The sequence below is a fragment of the Paenibacillus sp. FSL H7-689 genome, assembly GCF_000517905.1.
In the GTDB taxonomy this organism is placed as follows: Bacteria; Bacillota; Bacilli; order Paenibacillales; family Paenibacillaceae; genus Paenibacillus; species Paenibacillus amylolyticus.
Window position 1 is genome coordinate 34,281 of record NZ_ASPU01000009.1, and the last position, 15,410, is coordinate 49,690.

At 44.7% G+C, this 15,410-nt stretch carries 14 protein-coding genes, 1 tRNA gene and 1 rRNA gene; 4 read left to right on the forward strand and 12 right to left on the reverse strand.

Features of this window, described 5'->3' with window-relative positions:
• Window positions 1-32 precede the first annotated feature (32 nt).
• Window positions 33-833, forward strand: a complete 801-nt coding sequence (motA, locus tag C170_RS05900) for a flagellar motor stator protein MotA (RefSeq protein ID WP_036607291.1) — start codon at window positions 33-35, stop codon at window positions 831-833.
• Window positions 820-1,638 (forward strand): flagellar motor protein MotB, encoded by an 819-nt coding sequence (motB, locus tag C170_RS05905; protein ID WP_036607292.1) that lies wholly within the window; start codon window positions 820-822, stop codon window positions 1,636-1,638. Before motA ends, motB begins: the two co-directional genes overlap by 14 nt.
• A gap of 213 nt (window positions 1,639-1,851) precedes the next feature.
• On the opposite strand, the gene rluF is transcribed toward motB, so the two are convergent.
• Together rluF and C170_RS05915 are read right to left on the reverse strand one after the other, a co-directional pair.
• Window positions 1,852-2,553, reverse strand: a complete 702-nt coding sequence (rluF, locus tag C170_RS05910) for a 23S rRNA pseudouridine(2604) synthase RluF (RefSeq protein ID WP_036607293.1) — start codon at window positions 2,551-2,553, stop codon at window positions 1,852-1,854.
• 18 nt (window positions 2,554-2,571) lie between these two features.
• Window positions 2,572-4,911 carry an ATP-binding protein gene (locus C170_RS05915; RefSeq protein ID WP_036607315.1) on the reverse strand — a complete coding sequence of 780 codons (2,340 nt, stop codon included), beginning with the start codon at window positions 4,909-4,911 and terminating at the stop codon, window positions 2,572-2,574.
• Between the two features lie 332 nt (window positions 4,912-5,243).
• On the opposite strand from C170_RS05915, the gene tadA reads away from it, so the two are divergent.
• Both tadA and C170_RS05925 read left to right on the forward strand, forming a co-directional pair.
• Window positions 5,244-5,750 carry a tRNA adenosine(34) deaminase TadA gene (tadA, locus tag C170_RS05920; protein WP_051447030.1) on the forward strand — a complete coding sequence of 169 codons (507 nt, stop codon included), beginning with the start codon at window positions 5,244-5,246 and terminating at the stop codon, window positions 5,748-5,750.
• A 43-nt stretch (window positions 5,751-5,793) separates the two neighbouring features.
• Window positions 5,794-6,363: a GNAT family N-acetyltransferase gene (locus tag C170_RS05925; protein ID WP_036607294.1), complete on the forward strand. Its 570-nt coding sequence runs from the start codon at window positions 5,794-5,796 to the stop codon at window positions 6,361-6,363.
• Between the two features lie 261 nt (window positions 6,364-6,624).
• Here C170_RS05925 and C170_RS05930 read toward each other — a convergent pair whose 3' ends face one another.
• From C170_RS05930 to rrf, 10 genes are all read right to left on the reverse strand, one after another.
• Window positions 6,625-7,719, reverse strand: a complete 1,095-nt coding sequence (locus C170_RS05930; RefSeq protein WP_036607295.1) for a hypothetical protein — start codon at window positions 7,717-7,719, stop codon at window positions 6,625-6,627.
• Window positions 7,720-7,954: 235 nt separating this feature from the next.
• Window positions 7,955-8,107: a small acid-soluble spore protein P gene (locus tag C170_RS05935; RefSeq protein ID WP_036607296.1), complete on the reverse strand. Its 153-nt coding sequence runs from the start codon at window positions 8,105-8,107 to the stop codon at window positions 7,955-7,957.
• A 21-nt stretch (window positions 8,108-8,128) separates the two neighbouring features.
• Window positions 8,129-8,305 (reverse strand): hypothetical protein, encoded by a 177-nt coding sequence (locus tag C170_RS31115; protein WP_017691325.1) that lies wholly within the window; start codon window positions 8,303-8,305, stop codon window positions 8,129-8,131.
• A gap of 29 nt (window positions 8,306-8,334) precedes the next feature.
• A complete protein-coding gene (locus C170_RS05940) occupies window positions 8,335-8,673 on the reverse strand; it encodes a hypothetical protein (protein ID WP_036607297.1) in 339 nt (112 codons plus the stop codon).
• Between the two features lie 192 nt (window positions 8,674-8,865).
• Window positions 8,866-8,954 (reverse strand) — tRNA-Ser (locus C170_RS05945).
• Between the two features lie 198 nt (window positions 8,955-9,152).
• A complete protein-coding gene (gene serS, locus C170_RS05950; RefSeq protein ID WP_017691327.1) occupies window positions 9,153-10,436 on the reverse strand; it encodes a serine--tRNA ligase in 1,284 nt (427 codons plus the stop codon).
• Between the two features lie 273 nt (window positions 10,437-10,709).
• Window positions 10,710-11,300 (reverse strand): pyridoxal 5'-phosphate synthase glutaminase subunit PdxT, encoded by a 591-nt coding sequence (gene pdxT / locus C170_RS05955; RefSeq protein ID WP_036607300.1) that lies wholly within the window; start codon window positions 11,298-11,300, stop codon window positions 10,710-10,712.
• Window positions 11,301-11,517: 217 nt separating this feature from the next.
• The gene (locus tag C170_RS05960; RefSeq protein ID WP_036607302.1) at window positions 11,518-12,903 is read right to left on the reverse strand and encodes a D-alanyl-D-alanine carboxypeptidase family protein; all 1,386 of its coding nucleotides are present in this window, start codon (window positions 12,901-12,903) and stop codon (window positions 11,518-11,520) included.
• 416 nt (window positions 12,904-13,319) lie between these two features.
• The gene (gene guaB, locus C170_RS05965; RefSeq protein ID WP_036607306.1) at window positions 13,320-14,777 is read right to left on the reverse strand and encodes an IMP dehydrogenase; all 1,458 of its coding nucleotides are present in this window, start codon (window positions 14,775-14,777) and stop codon (window positions 13,320-13,322) included.
• 367 nt (window positions 14,778-15,144) lie between these two features.
• Window positions 15,145-15,261: ribosomal RNA gene (gene rrf / locus C170_RS05970) — 5S ribosomal RNA — on the reverse strand.
• Window positions 15,262-15,410 lie beyond the last annotated feature (149 nt).

The following is a 15,410-nucleotide window of genomic DNA, read 5'->3' on the forward strand; positions in this document are numbered from 1 at the left end:
GATTCAATTTTATCTCATGGATGAGGTGTATGATGAACATTTCAACGATTATTGGACTAATTTTGGGGCTGGTCTCCCTTGTATTTGGTATGTTCTTGAAGGGTGCGCCCTTAATCAACCTGGTTAACAATCCCGCAGCCTACATTATTATCTTTGTTGGTACGGCAGGAACCATCTTTATCGCATTTCCGATGTCTGAAGTTAAGAAAATCCCTAAGCTTTTCGGGATTGTTTTCAAAAATCAAGTACTTATTGATCGCGTATCCCTGATCGGCACATTTATGGATTGGGCTTCCACTACCCGTCGTGAAGGTTTGCTTGCACTGGAATCAAAAGTAGAAGAGATTGACGATCAGTTCCTTCGTGGCGGTATGCGTATGATTATAGACGGCAACGATCAGGAATTTGTAAGTGATGTGCTCATGGAAGATATTCATGCTACAGAGGAGCGCCACCGTGGCAGTGCCTTGATCTTCGCTCAGGCGGGGATGTACGCACCAACGCTCGGGGTTCTCGGGGCCGTTGTAGGTCTCATCGCAGCACTTGCCGATCTCAGTGACATGGAGAAACTCTCCCATGCGATTGCGGCAGCATTTATCGCAACACTCCTTGGTATATTTAGTGGTTACGTGTTATGGCACCCGATGTCTAACAAGCTGAAACGGATGTCCAAGCAAGAAATGGAGATCAAGCTGATGATGGTTGAAGGACTGTTATCCATACAATCCGGTGTCTCCACCATCGCCATCAACCAAAAGTTATCCGTATTCCTGACACCTTCCGAACGTAAACAACTGGAAGAGAAGGAGGGATCACCAGGTGAAAAAGGCTAAGAAGCACGAACCACATGAAGAGCATATAGACGAGAGCTGGTTGCTTCCCTATTCCGACTTGATGACCTTGTTGCTCGCTCTGTTTATTGTATTGTTCGGTATGAGTTCAATCGATGCAGCTAAGTTCGAGCAGATGGCTTCCGCACTAAACAGTGCATTAAATGGAGGTTCCGGAATTCTGGACCATTCGTCCATGAATCCGGATACGCCAGGTGCTGATTTGGGTAAGAACAAACAGGAACCTACAGAAATCACCAAGAAAACACCAGCTCAGATTACAGATGCACAGATGGCTAAGAAAGAACAAGAAGACCTGGAGAAACTCAAAGAGCGACTCGACAAATATATCTCGAAGAACGGACTTTCAGACCAGCTGAACACCAAGCTGAATCAGTCTGAATTGAAGATCACCATCAGTGATAACGCCCTGTTCTCCTCAGGCCGAGCAGATGTGAAGCCTGAATCACGATCCCTGGCCAAAGCAATCTCAAGCATGCTGCAGGAGTTCCCTGAATATGAAGTGGTTGTATCCGGTCATACCGATAATATTCCCATTTCGAACAACCAATATAAGGATAACTGGGATCTAAGCGCAGATCGTGCGCTCAACTTCCTGAAAATCCTGTTGCTGAACTCGCAATTGGACCCTTCCAAATTCACACCAAGTGGTTATGGAGAGTATCACCCAATTGCCAGCAATGACACCAATACGGGACGGGCACAGAATCGCCGTGTAGAGGTATCTATCATTCGGAAGTATCAAAGTAACAATACAAATGTAAAAGCCGTTGGCGGAGGAAACTAGAGGCCTGCAGCGATTCATTAACCAAAGACCGTTCTCCAGGTACAAGGAGAACGGTCTTTTGGGTTTATATAAGGCTTATGCCTGGTTCATCTACATATTTCCTTACTATTCGGTATTATTGACCAGTCTTCATTAACTCTGCACACCAAAAAGCCCTGCACTCCCTTACGGAAAGCAGAGCTTTAATCAGTTAAATTAGTCAAAGTCGATCAACTATTCCAGTGAATAGTCCAACAGACCGCCCAGCTCCGCTTTTTCAGCAGGGGTAAGCTCTCTCCATGAACCTGTCGCCATTTCTCCAAGATGGATGTTCATGATCCGAATACGCTTCAACTTACGAACCTCGTAACCAAAGGCACTACACATCCGCCGAATCTGACGGTTCTTTCCTTCAGTCAGGATGATACGGAATACTCGATCCGTCATCCGGGTCACTGTACAAGGCAGGGTCATTTCACCCAGGATCTTCACCCCAGTGCTCATACCTCTAAGGAAACTCGGGGTTACAGATCGATCAACAGTAACGATATACTCTTTCTCATGGCGCCCTTCTGATCTAAGAATCCGGTTAACGATATCACCATCATTGGTCATCAGGATCAAACCTTCCGAGTCCTTATCCAGACGTCCAATAGGAAAGATACGTTCATCGTGCCCGACAAAATCAACGATATTGCCCTGAATATGCTGCTCGGTTGTACTTGTGATCCCGATCGGTTTATTCAGCGCGATATATACGTGTTTTCTCTTTTCCTTGATTGGCTTGCCATTGATTCGTACATCGTCGCCTTCTTCTGCCTGACTGCCCAGTTCAGCCTTAACTCCATTAATGGTTACCTGACCACTATCCACCAACTTGTCGGCTTCACGCCGGGAGCAATAACCTGTTTCACTAATAAATTTATTAATACGCAAAAGGTAATCTCACCTCATCTATTTCTCTTCATCTGTAAGCGTGTCATCTGTTACCTGATCTACCTCAATAACTTCCGGTTGTTGCTCGGATGCAGGCAGTTCAATAATAACCGTTGTTCCCTTGTTCATGACGCTTTTAATATCCATCATGCCCTTATGTGATTGAATAATGCGCTGACTGACCATCAGGCCAAGCCCTGTTCCAGACTCTTTATTCGTAAAGAAAGGCTCCCCAAGCTTGGGCATCATCTCTTCCGGGATACCGATCCCTTCATCCCTGATCTCAATTCTGACGCGTTTCGATTGCTCGTCATGCTTGAGCTTGATATGGATGTTTCCTCCATTTGGCATGGCCTCCATACCGTTTTTCAGCAAATTGATGAATACCTGCTTCAATTGGTTCTCTTCACAGTGTACCATAGCCGAATCGGATGAGGCACGCAGTACAAATTCTACACCATGCAGATGCGCCTGACTATCCAGTAACGAGATGACATCGCCAAGAATAAAACGAATATCCCGATTCTGAAAATGAACCGCCTGCGGTTTCGCCAGAATCAAAAATTCACCAACAATAAGGTTGATTCGATCCAGCTCCGATAACATCAGATCCAGATGACGATGATTCAGCTTGTTGCTCTCTTGCTGTAACTGCAGGAATCCGCGCAGCGTGGTCAGTGGATTACGAATCTCATGTGCCACACCTGCTGCAAGCTGGCCCACGGTTGTTAGCTTCTCAGAACGTCTCAGCAGCTCTTCCATCCGATTACGGCTTGTAATGTCCCTGGAGACACTAATGAGCGCGGTAATCTCTCCAGCCTCGTCTCGTACCGGAGCCGTACTGACACTGACCTCTACTCGGGTCCCGTCTTTCTTCATCCAGGTGGTTTCGTTGGACGTAATGGACATCCCCTCAACGAGTTGGGCATGCTGACGTTTCATTTCTTCTTCTGCCTCTGGCGGGATGATCTTCAGATTACGACCTTCCACCTCACGACTTCGAAAGCCATATAATTGTTCAAATGCGCGGTTAACCCGCAGCACTTTTCCTTCAAGGTCCGTAATGTGAATGGCGTCCGCTGTCTGATTGATAATGGACTCCAGATGTTCTTTCACCGCCCGATTCTCTTCATACATCTGTTTCAGACGGCTCGTATAATGGCCCAGATTACGAATCATGGCATTAATACGATTGGCCAGCTGGCCAAGTTCATCCTTCCTCCGTACTTTCAGACGGAAATCAAAGTGCCCATCCGCTACATCATTCACTTTGCCCAGTATGGATTGAATCGGACGCGTAATATACCCTGCGAGCAGATAGCTGCCAAAGATCACAATCTCCAGCAAAACCAATGATATGGAGGCATGGCTCACCAACTGCTCAGATACCATGGAGGATATTTGCTTATAGTCCATGACAATACTGATCACATAGGAAGACTGATTGGGTGTGAAAATGGGAATAAAACTCTTCAGTACCTTCTGTTCGTGCGTTTCACTGACAAAAGATACATTTTGCCCTGTTCGAATGGCGCGCACCACAGCACGATGATCCTCATCCGTAGAACCATACTGGTATGTACCAAAACGAATCGGTCTGTTATTCAACTTGCTAAAGTTTGAATCTCTTCCGTCATCACCCATGTTCGGGCTGCCAAAAGTCAACGGATTGATGCCTGTAATCTCCAGAATGGAGGGATTGACCTCACGAATTTTATTTAAAATCTCATCCGGACTAGAGATTTTCACATAGTCATCAACTTCCGTATTATTATAGAAGGGATTGATTATGTAGTTTCTCTTTCCATCATGGTAGTAACCCCAGATATCAATATCCGAAGGACTGGATGTCGAATATTCGAATCCATCTGACCAGAAATGCTCCAACTTCTGCCCTTGGGGAATCGTCACCTGTTGTTTTTCGAACAATTGCTTAAAGGCCTGATACCAATAAGTCATGGATTTGGTGGACAGCCCGATTTCTCTCGGATCTGAGGAGCGGTTAACAACGATGTCATCATCCGTCTGCTCCATTAACGAAATATGTGAGACGCCGACCTTTTGGCTCAAGCGTACAAGTTCTTCATTTGTGATATTATTAATATCCGGGTCCAATTCTTCCGCTGCCATGACAGCAGCAAGCCACAGATTGTTTCCAATCTGCCGTTTTACATAATCCGAACTGTATTGATTCTGTTCGACAGCAATTGCAATCTGTTTTGCAGTGAGCACCATCTTGGTTTCACTGTCCTGCCTCAGATTCTCTTCTGTAGTATAATAACTCAGTGCGATATTCAACACTAAAATAACGAGCACTGAGCACGACATAATCATGGATAATTTCGTTTTAATAGACAAGTTTTTTTGTTCACCTCTCGGCTTGTACCCTCTGGCGATATATGGCAAAACCTATCTCCATCATAACGCTTGTATGTCTTTTTGAAAAGGATAATTGACCTGTGTCCAAAAGTTACCGAATGACTGAAAAGCTCGAAATTTGTTGTTTTTTGCATTTTCGAACTCTACAATGAAATTAATCACTATATTTATCCACATACCCACAGGCTTGTGGATAGTTTGTTTATAACTATGTGAGCAACTACGAGGTTATCCACAATTCTATACACAACATGTTAACAACCCGAATATTTGTTCGCTGAATAAACGATTTTGGAAGGAGTTATATAGTAATGAATGACCATTCTCTCCAGCCCGATCTTGGGAATTTATCTGAAGAGGCTCAACATGAGCACTGGATGCGAGAGGCCATTGCCGAGGCCTACAAGGCTGAGGCTCTTGGGGAAGTGCCGATTGGAGCTGTAATCGTACAAAATAACCAAATTATTGGTCGGGGATACAATCTGCGTGAAACTACACTGGATTCCACCGCCCATGCAGAGATGGTGGCTATTCGTCAGGCCAGCGAGACCATCGGAGCTTGGCGTTTGTTGGATTGTTCTCTGTACGTCACACTGGAACCTTGTCCAATGTGTGCAGGTGCAATTGTACAATCCAGAGTTCCCCGCGTTATCTATGGTACGGCTGATCCCAAGGCAGGCTGTGCAGGTACACTGATGAACCTGTTACAGGAGCCGCGTTTTAACCATCGCACCGAGGTTATTGCGGATATTCTCCAACCTGAATGCTCCACGATGCTAACTCAATTTTTCAGAAGTCTGCGCCAAAAGTTAAAGTAGTCACCGACTACAAACATCCCAATTAGAAAGGAAGTGTGCTGTAATGGCACTAACACTCTATGATACAGCCAATGGCATAAGCCTTCGGTTGCTCACACCCCAAGATACACAGTCCTATTTGGACCTGATTCAGGTCACACGCGTCCCCTACCAGTCTGTAGAACCCGTGCGAGACGATGAATTCTATACACTGGATGCTCAGACTCGGCGGATTGAGGATCGGGTCAAGGCAGCAGAAGATGGTACAGGATATCAATTTGGAATCTATACCATTAAAGACAGCCTGTTGATTGGACAAGTAAGTATCAACAATGTCGTATTGGGCGTTGCCAATTATGCGGATATGGGTTACTTTATCCATCCAGATTATCAGGGTGGCGGACGAATGACAGCAGCGGTTAAACTGGCCGTAGCTTATGGCTTCCGTGCGCTAAAGTTAAATCGGATTCAGGCTGCAGTATTGCCCTCCAACAAAGGTTCACAGCGCGTACTGGAGAAGAACGGATTCCAGTTTGAAGGTACTGCACGCAAATACCTCAAGATCAACGGCAAATATCAGGATCATCAGATCTATGCTGTACTTGCTGAAGACTTGGACGAACTTACGAATTAATTGATTTAGAAGCTTCCCAATAAAGCTGTCTGTATTCCCAATTCAACAATATACAAAGTTAATGTACAAAACCGCACTACTCTAGTTATGTAGGAGAGAGTGCGGTTTTATTTATATAGATCACCAGCCACGATTCAACTTCAAAGATCAATTATTTTGCGTATATCCCCTCTTACTCTGTCTAACTAAAAAAACCGCCTGTACCCAAGCGGAAGGATATTATCCTTCACTTGAATCACAGACGGTTTGAACTCAGCGAGATTAGTATCCGTATGAAGCGTTCATCAGTTCTTCGAACTCTTGCATAGTAATTACGTCATCGCCAGTAGGGATGTTGATTTTGAATGCTGCTTTTTCGTTAATCTTGGTGTACGTATTGGAACCGGTAAATGCCAATTTCACTTCGTCTTTTGTACCTTCTGGCTTGATCAGCACATCAGCGACCATCTTTTGATACACAGGGAAGTCGTTTTTGTCCAATGCGAAATCGATGTTGAATTGGTTAATTGTCAGAACATCTTTCAATTTATCCAAGTCTTTAGCCATTTCAGCCTGATCTGCTTCAGTGATTTTCAAATCTTCTTTAGCTTTGTCGATATCAGCCTGATCCATTTGCAGCATTTCACGATATTCCTCTTTGGACAGAATATCCAATACTTTAGGCATAGCTTTTGTTACCAGTACAGTAACTGCTTCTTTAACATTGTCATTATTCACCGAGAATTGTACAACTTGCTTCGCATCTACACCTTCAGGAAGTTTTGCATCTTTGGTGTCTAGATTTTTGAAGAATTTAGCTTGATCGTACTCGCTCAGCACTGCGTCCATGACTTCGTTGCTCAGCTTTTGCGTTTTGGCTGCGTCCATAGCATCAGGGTTCCATTCTGTACCCTCTTGCTCAGCCAGTTCTTTCAGGTCCAGCTCGAGGAACTTGTTAACAACATTCTCCGGAATCGGGAAGAACGGAATATTCGGCACTTTCACATAGAGTTTCTCTGCCGTCATCACCATTGGGATGTTAAAGGTCATACCCATGTCGCCTTTAAGCTCGATGCCAAGAGTCATCTCTGTCTGCATTGGCTCACTTTGGTATACACCTGTTACATTCAACTGAGCATCCTTCAGCATGCTCATAAACTGAGTCATGGTAGGATCAGTTTGTGAAGCATCCCCAGGTTTATAGCTCAATTCATTAATAGTGAAATTAGAACTCATTTCATACGAAGTCAATTTGGAAGCATTGGCCGCAGCCGTCTTCAATGCCTCTTTTGGTTCCTGCTTGCTGCTACATGCTGTCAATGCCATAGATACGGTCAACAGCAACGTGAGAAGAAGCGCCCCCATACGTTTAGTCATTTGTTTCTCTCCTCTCGTGATAACCCCAAAAAAAAGTAATTCAATACCAATGATATACCATATCACCAGATACCGAAACCTAATTTGGGAAAAATGTGATCTTTCCTCTTTAAAATGGCTACAAAGACCTATGTCAGCTTTGGGAATAACCATGTGCCTGTCTTTATATATGTATGAATACGCAAAAGCCCCCTGTTAGGTAACAAGGGACTTTTGCGTGAATCTGTTTCTTCTATTAACCTTGGGGATTCAAATGATCCACATGATTTTGATTTTTTACTTTTTTGGAACCGGATAATGGTTCCTGCATGGAAGAGCGTTTGGATGAATGACGATGCTGTTCGGATGCTTGCGCTTCCGGTACGGGAATTGTTTTTGGTTTGCTCATATTATTGCCCCCTCATCATTGTTAGGAATGGGATGGGTCCCTATCTTCCGTTTTGTCATGATTCAGTGCATCCTGATGACGGCGATCATTAATATCTTGCTGAATTTGCTGAGCATGATGACTGTTTACGGCAGGCTGCTCCAGATCATCGACTACATTTTGCAGGTTTTTGTCTACTCCCGCTTTGGCTTTAGTCAATTGAGTTCACTCCTTCAGATTTCAGGCTATTATCTCGTCTGGGATTGTAACGACTGGGCGCATTCATGAATGTGCCGTGTATAATCGTGAGCCAGTTCCTGAATCGGTTCTGTACGCTCATCCGTCGTTCGTCCATCCCGTTCCACATCAATCAGCTGTACGCTGACTTCACGGGAATCGACATATGCACATTTGAAATCAAAAGAGTACATCTCGTGCCCTGCTGTAGCAATGTGTATCCGAATCGCCTGCTGATCGGCTTCATCGGCCATTACCTGAGCCTGGTCTCCAACATTCAGGACTTGAGGCAAACGTTCTTGCCAAGCCCCTACAAGCTCTGTCTGATCGATGTTTAACTCGCGGTTCATCTTACCACCTCCACTCCTATAAAGTGCGGCGATGAAGATGTTTTTATACATATTAGCCTTATTCAAAATATAACGTTGTACTGAGCAACGTATACATCGGTCAGCAACCTGTATGCTCACTACGCTGGACAAACTCACAACGCAAAAAAGGACCCGAGCGAGATCGCTCGAATCCTTGTTATAAGTGTAGTATGGCGGAGAGGGTGGGATTCGAACCCACGTGGAGTTGCCCCCTAACGGTTTTCAAGACCGCCCCGTTATGACCGCTTCGGTACCTCTCCAGGGAAATTAACTTTTATAAACTTGCCACGAAAAGTATCATACCACATCTCGACATTATAATGCAACCTTTTTATATTAAAATTGATAATCTCGTATCAGACAACTTCCTCAGTTATACAAAACACTCCAATCCGCCATTCCGAAATGACGGATTGAATTTGTATTCCCCTTGATGAGGATGGTTAGCTAACTCTTACTTAAGAGCGACGTGCAATCACACTTGCACCACCCATATAAGGACGCAATGCTTCAGGAATAACAACCGTACCATCTTCCTGTTGATAGTTCTCCAGGATAGCGGCTACCGTCCGTCCAACTGCCAATCCTGACCCGTTCAATGTATGCACAAATTCCGGTTTCGCTTTTGGCTCTCTGCGGAAACGGATATTGGCACGACGTGCCTGGAAGTCCTCACAGTTGGAGCACGAAGAAATCTCACGATAGGTATTGCTCTCAGGTAACCATACTTCAATATCATACGTTTTAGCTGAAGTGAAGCCCATATCTGCCGTGCACAATGTCAGGACGCGATACGGCAAGCCCAACAATTGAAGCACACGCTCCGCATTTTGAGTCATTTGCTCCAGCTCTTCATACGAAGTCTCCGGAGTAGAGAGCTTGAGCAGCTCTACTTTGTTGAATTGATGCTGACGAATCAATCCGCGTGTATCCCGTCCAGCCGAACCGGCTTCAGAACGGAAACAAGAGCTGTATGCCACGAAGTGCTTAGGCAATTGATCTACATTCAGAATCTCTTCGCGATGATAGTTCGTTACCGGAACTTCAGCAGTAGGGATCAGATAATATTCGGTATCTTTCAACTTGAACAGGTCTTCTTCGAACTTAGGCAGTTGACCTGTTCCAAACAAGCTGTCCCGATTAACAATGTATGGAGGCAGAATCTCTTCATATCCATGTTGATCGCTGTGCAGATCCATCATGAAGTTAATCAATGCACGTTCCAGACGTGCGCCTAATCCTTTATAAAAGGTAAAACGGGAACCTGTTACTTTGGCAGCCGCTTCAAAATCAAGAATATCGAGATCCTGCGCAATTTCCCAGTGTGCTTTTGGTGCAAAAGTAAATGACTTCGGCTCTTCCCAACGACGAATCTCAACATTGTCGTCTTCAGAAGCTCCAATAGGTACGCTTTCGTTAGGAATATTAGGAATCGCCATTGTGAGATCATTGATCTTCACTTCCAGTTCCCGAACTTCCTCGTCCATGGCTTTGATTCGATCAGACACTTCACGCATCTCCACAATCAGATCATCAGCATTCTCACGATTCTTCTTCAGTCTAGCAACTTCCGCGGAGACTGTATTCCGACGACTCTTCAGTGTTTCACTCTCTTGAAGCAATTCCCGACGCTTGGCATCCATCTCGGTAAATCCAGCGATAAGATCCAGCGATTTGCCACGTTTAGTCAATGCTTCTTCTACACGTGCATACTCATTCCGCAATATTTTCACATCAAGCACGATATACCCCTCCTAAATAACCTCACAACGTGAAGCCTTATGTTAAATCCATTCTCAAAACTCTACTGTATACACCTTACTATATACTTATCGGAACCTGTAACCCAAAAAACAACCTATATCCCCCTTGTCACCCTCCGCTGCGATTCCCGCTATGAAGCAGATACAGGCAACATCAGGCATCCGTTCAGATGCAACTGCCAACCAGTGGCCTTACACGGCTTCTGGTGAAGTGATCCGATGACCGGGAGATCATAGGTTGTACATCATGCATTATTTAGAGTCTACCGTGTGTTTGTAGGATCTGGCCATGTCTACAAAATAAGTATGTAGACGATAGTCATCCGTCAATTCCGGATGGTAGGAGCAAGCCAACAAATGTCCCTGACGAGCCGTAACAATCTCATCCTTGTATGTGGAGAGAACCTCCACCTGGTCTCCGACACTCTCGATCAAGGGCGCCCGTATAAATACAGCCCTTACCGTTTCCTCAATACCTTTGACTGGCAAATCCGTCTCAAAACTCTCTCTCTGCCGTCCAAATGCATTTCGGGATACAGTCATATCCATTAGCTCCAAATGAGCTTCTTCTTGCCCTGCAATGTGTTTAGCCATAACGATCAAGCCAGCACAGGTACCAAATACCGGTTTACCCTCAGCAGCAAACGCCCGAATGGCATCCATAAACCCATACTTGCGCATCAGTTTACCAATCGTCGTGCTTTCCCCGCCAGGAAGGATAAGACCATCCAAGTCCTCCAATTGCTGAACCTGTTTGACGGCTATACCTTCTGCTCCAGCACGTTCAATACTTCGAATATGCTCTGTGACAGCTCCTTGAAGTGCTAAAACGCCGATCTTCATACGCTCATTCCCCTTCTCTTACCAGCCACGATCTTGCATACGGTAAACGAACATTGTACTTTTTCACTTCATCATACGTGAATTCTAACTTGATATTTTACCGGAAAAATTGTAAATATACAATCCATCCGGTCGGAATAACTTGTATTTTGTCAATGATATGACCATGTAAACATTAAAATCATGATCATACTCTTTCCATGAAGTTTGTTATGGACTAAAACAGGTTTTTAATCCCGTCAAAAAGATCCACAAAAAAATCCTTCACAGCACGGAAGAACAAACGGAACCATCCGCCTTTTTCAGCCTCTTCAGCAGTGATCAAGTTCACTGTTTTTTCCTGCGGCTCAATTCCCTCTGCTTTATACGTGTACGTTACCGTACCAACCTTCGTACCTGCCTTGAGTGGTGCTACCAGCTTGTCAGCCTCAGTTACGTTGGCTTTGAACGTCACATCCAGGTTCTGAGTACCTTTGGGTACAACGAAACTTACTGCATTATCTGTTACAACAGGAACGGTTGTTTCTTTCCCTTTTTTCAAAGGTACCGCTTCCCAGCCCGTCACTTTGGTCTTGCCTGCAACAGCCTGTTTCACTTCAAAGTTGTTAAATCCATAGTCCAATACCTTTTTAGTTTCTCTGAAACGTGCGGATTCCGAATCTGTGCCCATAACAACACTAATTAGACGCATACCGTTACGTTCTGCTGTACCTGTAAAGTTATTACCTGCGTTCGTGGTATGGCCTGTTTTCATTCCATCCAGACCTTCATAGGCATAGCTTTTGAAATTGGTTATATTTTTATTCGCTTCCAGCATCCAGTTGTAATTGATAATTGGAGCTTTATCATTAGGACGGAACTTGTAGGATTGAATCGTTGTAAATTCTGTGTAGTCCGGGTGATCCATAATGATGTATCGGCATAGAATTGCAGCATCCAGAGCGGACATCACTGTTTCCTTGTCTTCAGCTGGGCGGAAGTCAGCAGGCATATCTGCTCGATCCAGACCCGAAGAGTTGATGAAGAACGTATCCTTCATGCCCATACGCTTCGCTTCATCATTCATCATTTTCACGAAAGCTTCTTCCGAACCGGCAACATGTTCAGCCAAAGCAACCGTAGCATCATTGGCAGAGCCAACAGCCATAGCAATATAGAGATCCTTAACTGTGTGCTGGTCACCTTCCGCGAGGAAAATTCGCGACCCGATACTTTGTGCAGCATTCTTTTTAACAGTTACAATATCGTCCCAACCGAATTTACCTTGTTTGACTTGTTCGGCGACAATGTACTCTGTCATCATTTTGGTCATACTTGCAGGTGGCATCGCTTTATCCGCATCAACATTTAGTAGAATCTGTCCCGTTGAGGCTTCCATTAGCACCGCTGATCTAACCTCAAGCCCAAGTGAGTCTACCCCAGGCACCTTTACGGCTTTTTCCGTCTTTGTTGTTGCCGCAGCAGTCAGAACCTGACTGGAGTTGTCCGCAGCAGCCATGACCGGCATTACTGCAGACATGCAAAGCATGTTAATTAGCATTACCGAGGCTACGCTCTTTTTGAGCATTTGGCGTTTCTTTTTATTCATGTGTTTGGCTTTCAATGATGAATACTCCCTTCGATCCAAAGCATTGTTAATTGCTTCAGTGCAGCTTATGCTGCGATTTTCTTGTTCCCTAATCTGTGTGTTTGATGTATGAGATGTGTGCTATATGCGCTGTATCGAACGAGCAATATTATTGCTCCTAAAGTTCGTTATCGATTGTCACTTAGTCCGCATTTTGCAAATGCTTATGTAAAAGGACGTCCGCGCTTCTGTTTACCTGGCAGCCTTTTCTGGCACTGCATTTTCTTTTCAAAACCATATTCATAGATTCACGTCAAAAAGCCGCCGCAACGCCTTAATCCATCCATGGATCGTCACCGCTTGTTCTATTCTATCACAGGGGTATCTGCAAAAAAAGACAGACCCGGTGAAAATCACCGAGCCTGTCCTGGAAATGATTAACTCTCTTCAGATTACAACGAGTAGTTAGGTGCTTCTTTGGTAATCTGTACATCATGGGGATGACTTTCGCGCAGTCCCGCACCTGTAATTCGGATAAAGCCTGTATCGTTACGAAGTTGCTCCAAGTTACTTGTACCACAGTATCCCATACCCGAACGAAGGCCACCAATCAGTTGGTGGATCGTATCAGACAATGGTCCTTTGTAAGCGACACGACCTTCGATTCCTTCCGGAACCAGTTTCTTGTCATCATCTTGGAAATAACGATCTTTACTACCTTGTTTCATTGCAGCCATTGAACCCATACCGCGGTATACTTTGTAGCTACGTCCTTGGAAGATTTCAGTTTCTCCCGGGCTTTCTGCTGTGCCGGCAAACAAACTTCCAAGCATCACCGCGTGTGCGCCTGCAGCCAGTGCCTTTGTAATTTCACCAGAATATTTAATTCCGCCATCCGCGATAATCGGAACTCCATATTCGCGTGCCACTGTTGCACAATCGTACACTGCAGTTACTTGAGGTACACCAATACCAGCGATAACACGTGTTGTACAAATCGAACCTGGACCAATACCTACTTTGACTACCGAAGCCCCTGCTTCGATCAGGTCACGAGTGGCTGCGCCAGTAGCGACGTTACCTGCAACGATGGTCAGACTAGGGAAACGTTCACGAAGCTGACGTACAGCTTCAATGATATTGATGTGGTGTCCGTGAGCCGAGTCTACCGTAATCAGGTCGACACCAGCTTGTACCAAAGCATCAGCACGTTCAAATGTATCTTTGGAAATACCAATCGCTGCACCAACCAACAGACGTCCTTGAGCGTCTTTGGCTGCATGAGGGAATTGAATGGCTTTCTCAATATCTTTAATCGTGATAAGACCTTTTAACGTGTTTGTCTCATCAACTAATGGAAGTTTCTCAATCTTGTGCTTCTGAAGGATACCCTCAGCTTCTTGAAGTGTAGTGCCTACAGGAGCGGTAACCAGATTCTCATGAGTCATGACTTCGCTAATTTTGATGCCGTAATCATGAATAAAACGCAAATCGCGGTTGGTCAAAATACCAACCAGCTTCTGATCTCCTTCAATAATAGGTACACCGGAGATCCGATATTTCGCCATTACTGCTTCCGCATCAGATACCAGATGATCTGCCGTCAGTGAGAACGGGTTTGTAATAACACCACTCTCCGAACGCTTAACACGATCTACTTCTTCTGCCTGTTGTTCAACCGACATATTTTTATGAATAATACCGATACCGCCTTCACGTGCAATGGCAATAGCCAAAGTCGCTTCAGTTACTGTATCCATACCCGCACTGATCAAAGGAATATTTAGCTTTACAGTATCACTCAAACGAATAGATACATCTACTTCTTTAGGCAGTGTCTCGGATTTCCGTGGCACTAGCAATACATCATCAAAGGTGAGGCCTTCCTTACCAAATTTATCTTCCCACACGCAAGTGTTCCTCCTTATGTTTGCTCAGCTTTACGGTCCAAAACCCGAAGATTCCAGGCTGTATTTTACGCCGAAAATACGTTTTCTGAAAAATTTATTATTGCCATCTTAGCAAAGCGATATTTAGACTGTCAAGGAAAAGTACTTGGTTATATCAGGTGTATTGCCTGATGAACACAACTGTTTTTCCAGAGCGGACAAGTCTAGTTATTACGCAAAAAAACGTCAATTCGTATCGAATAACGTTACCTGTATACATCCTATTGTGCTGAGAAATCACCAAATTCAATCTGTATTTTAATCCCATACTGCATAATAAAACTATATAATAAAAACCACCACCGAATAACATCGGCAGTGGTTCTTTGCTTGGCGGCGTCCTACTCTCCCAGGACCCTGCGGTCCAAGTACCATCGGCGCTAGAGGGCTTAACGGTCGTGTTCGGGATGGGTACGTGTGGAACCCCTCCGCCATCGCCACCAAACGCATAGCTTAGCTTACATTTCAGAGATCATTCTCTGAAAACTAGATTCGAAACGAAACATGCGAATTATCACTTGCTATTGGATAAGCCCTCGACCGATTAGTACTGGTCAGCTCCATGCATTGCTGCACTTCCACCCCCAGCCTATC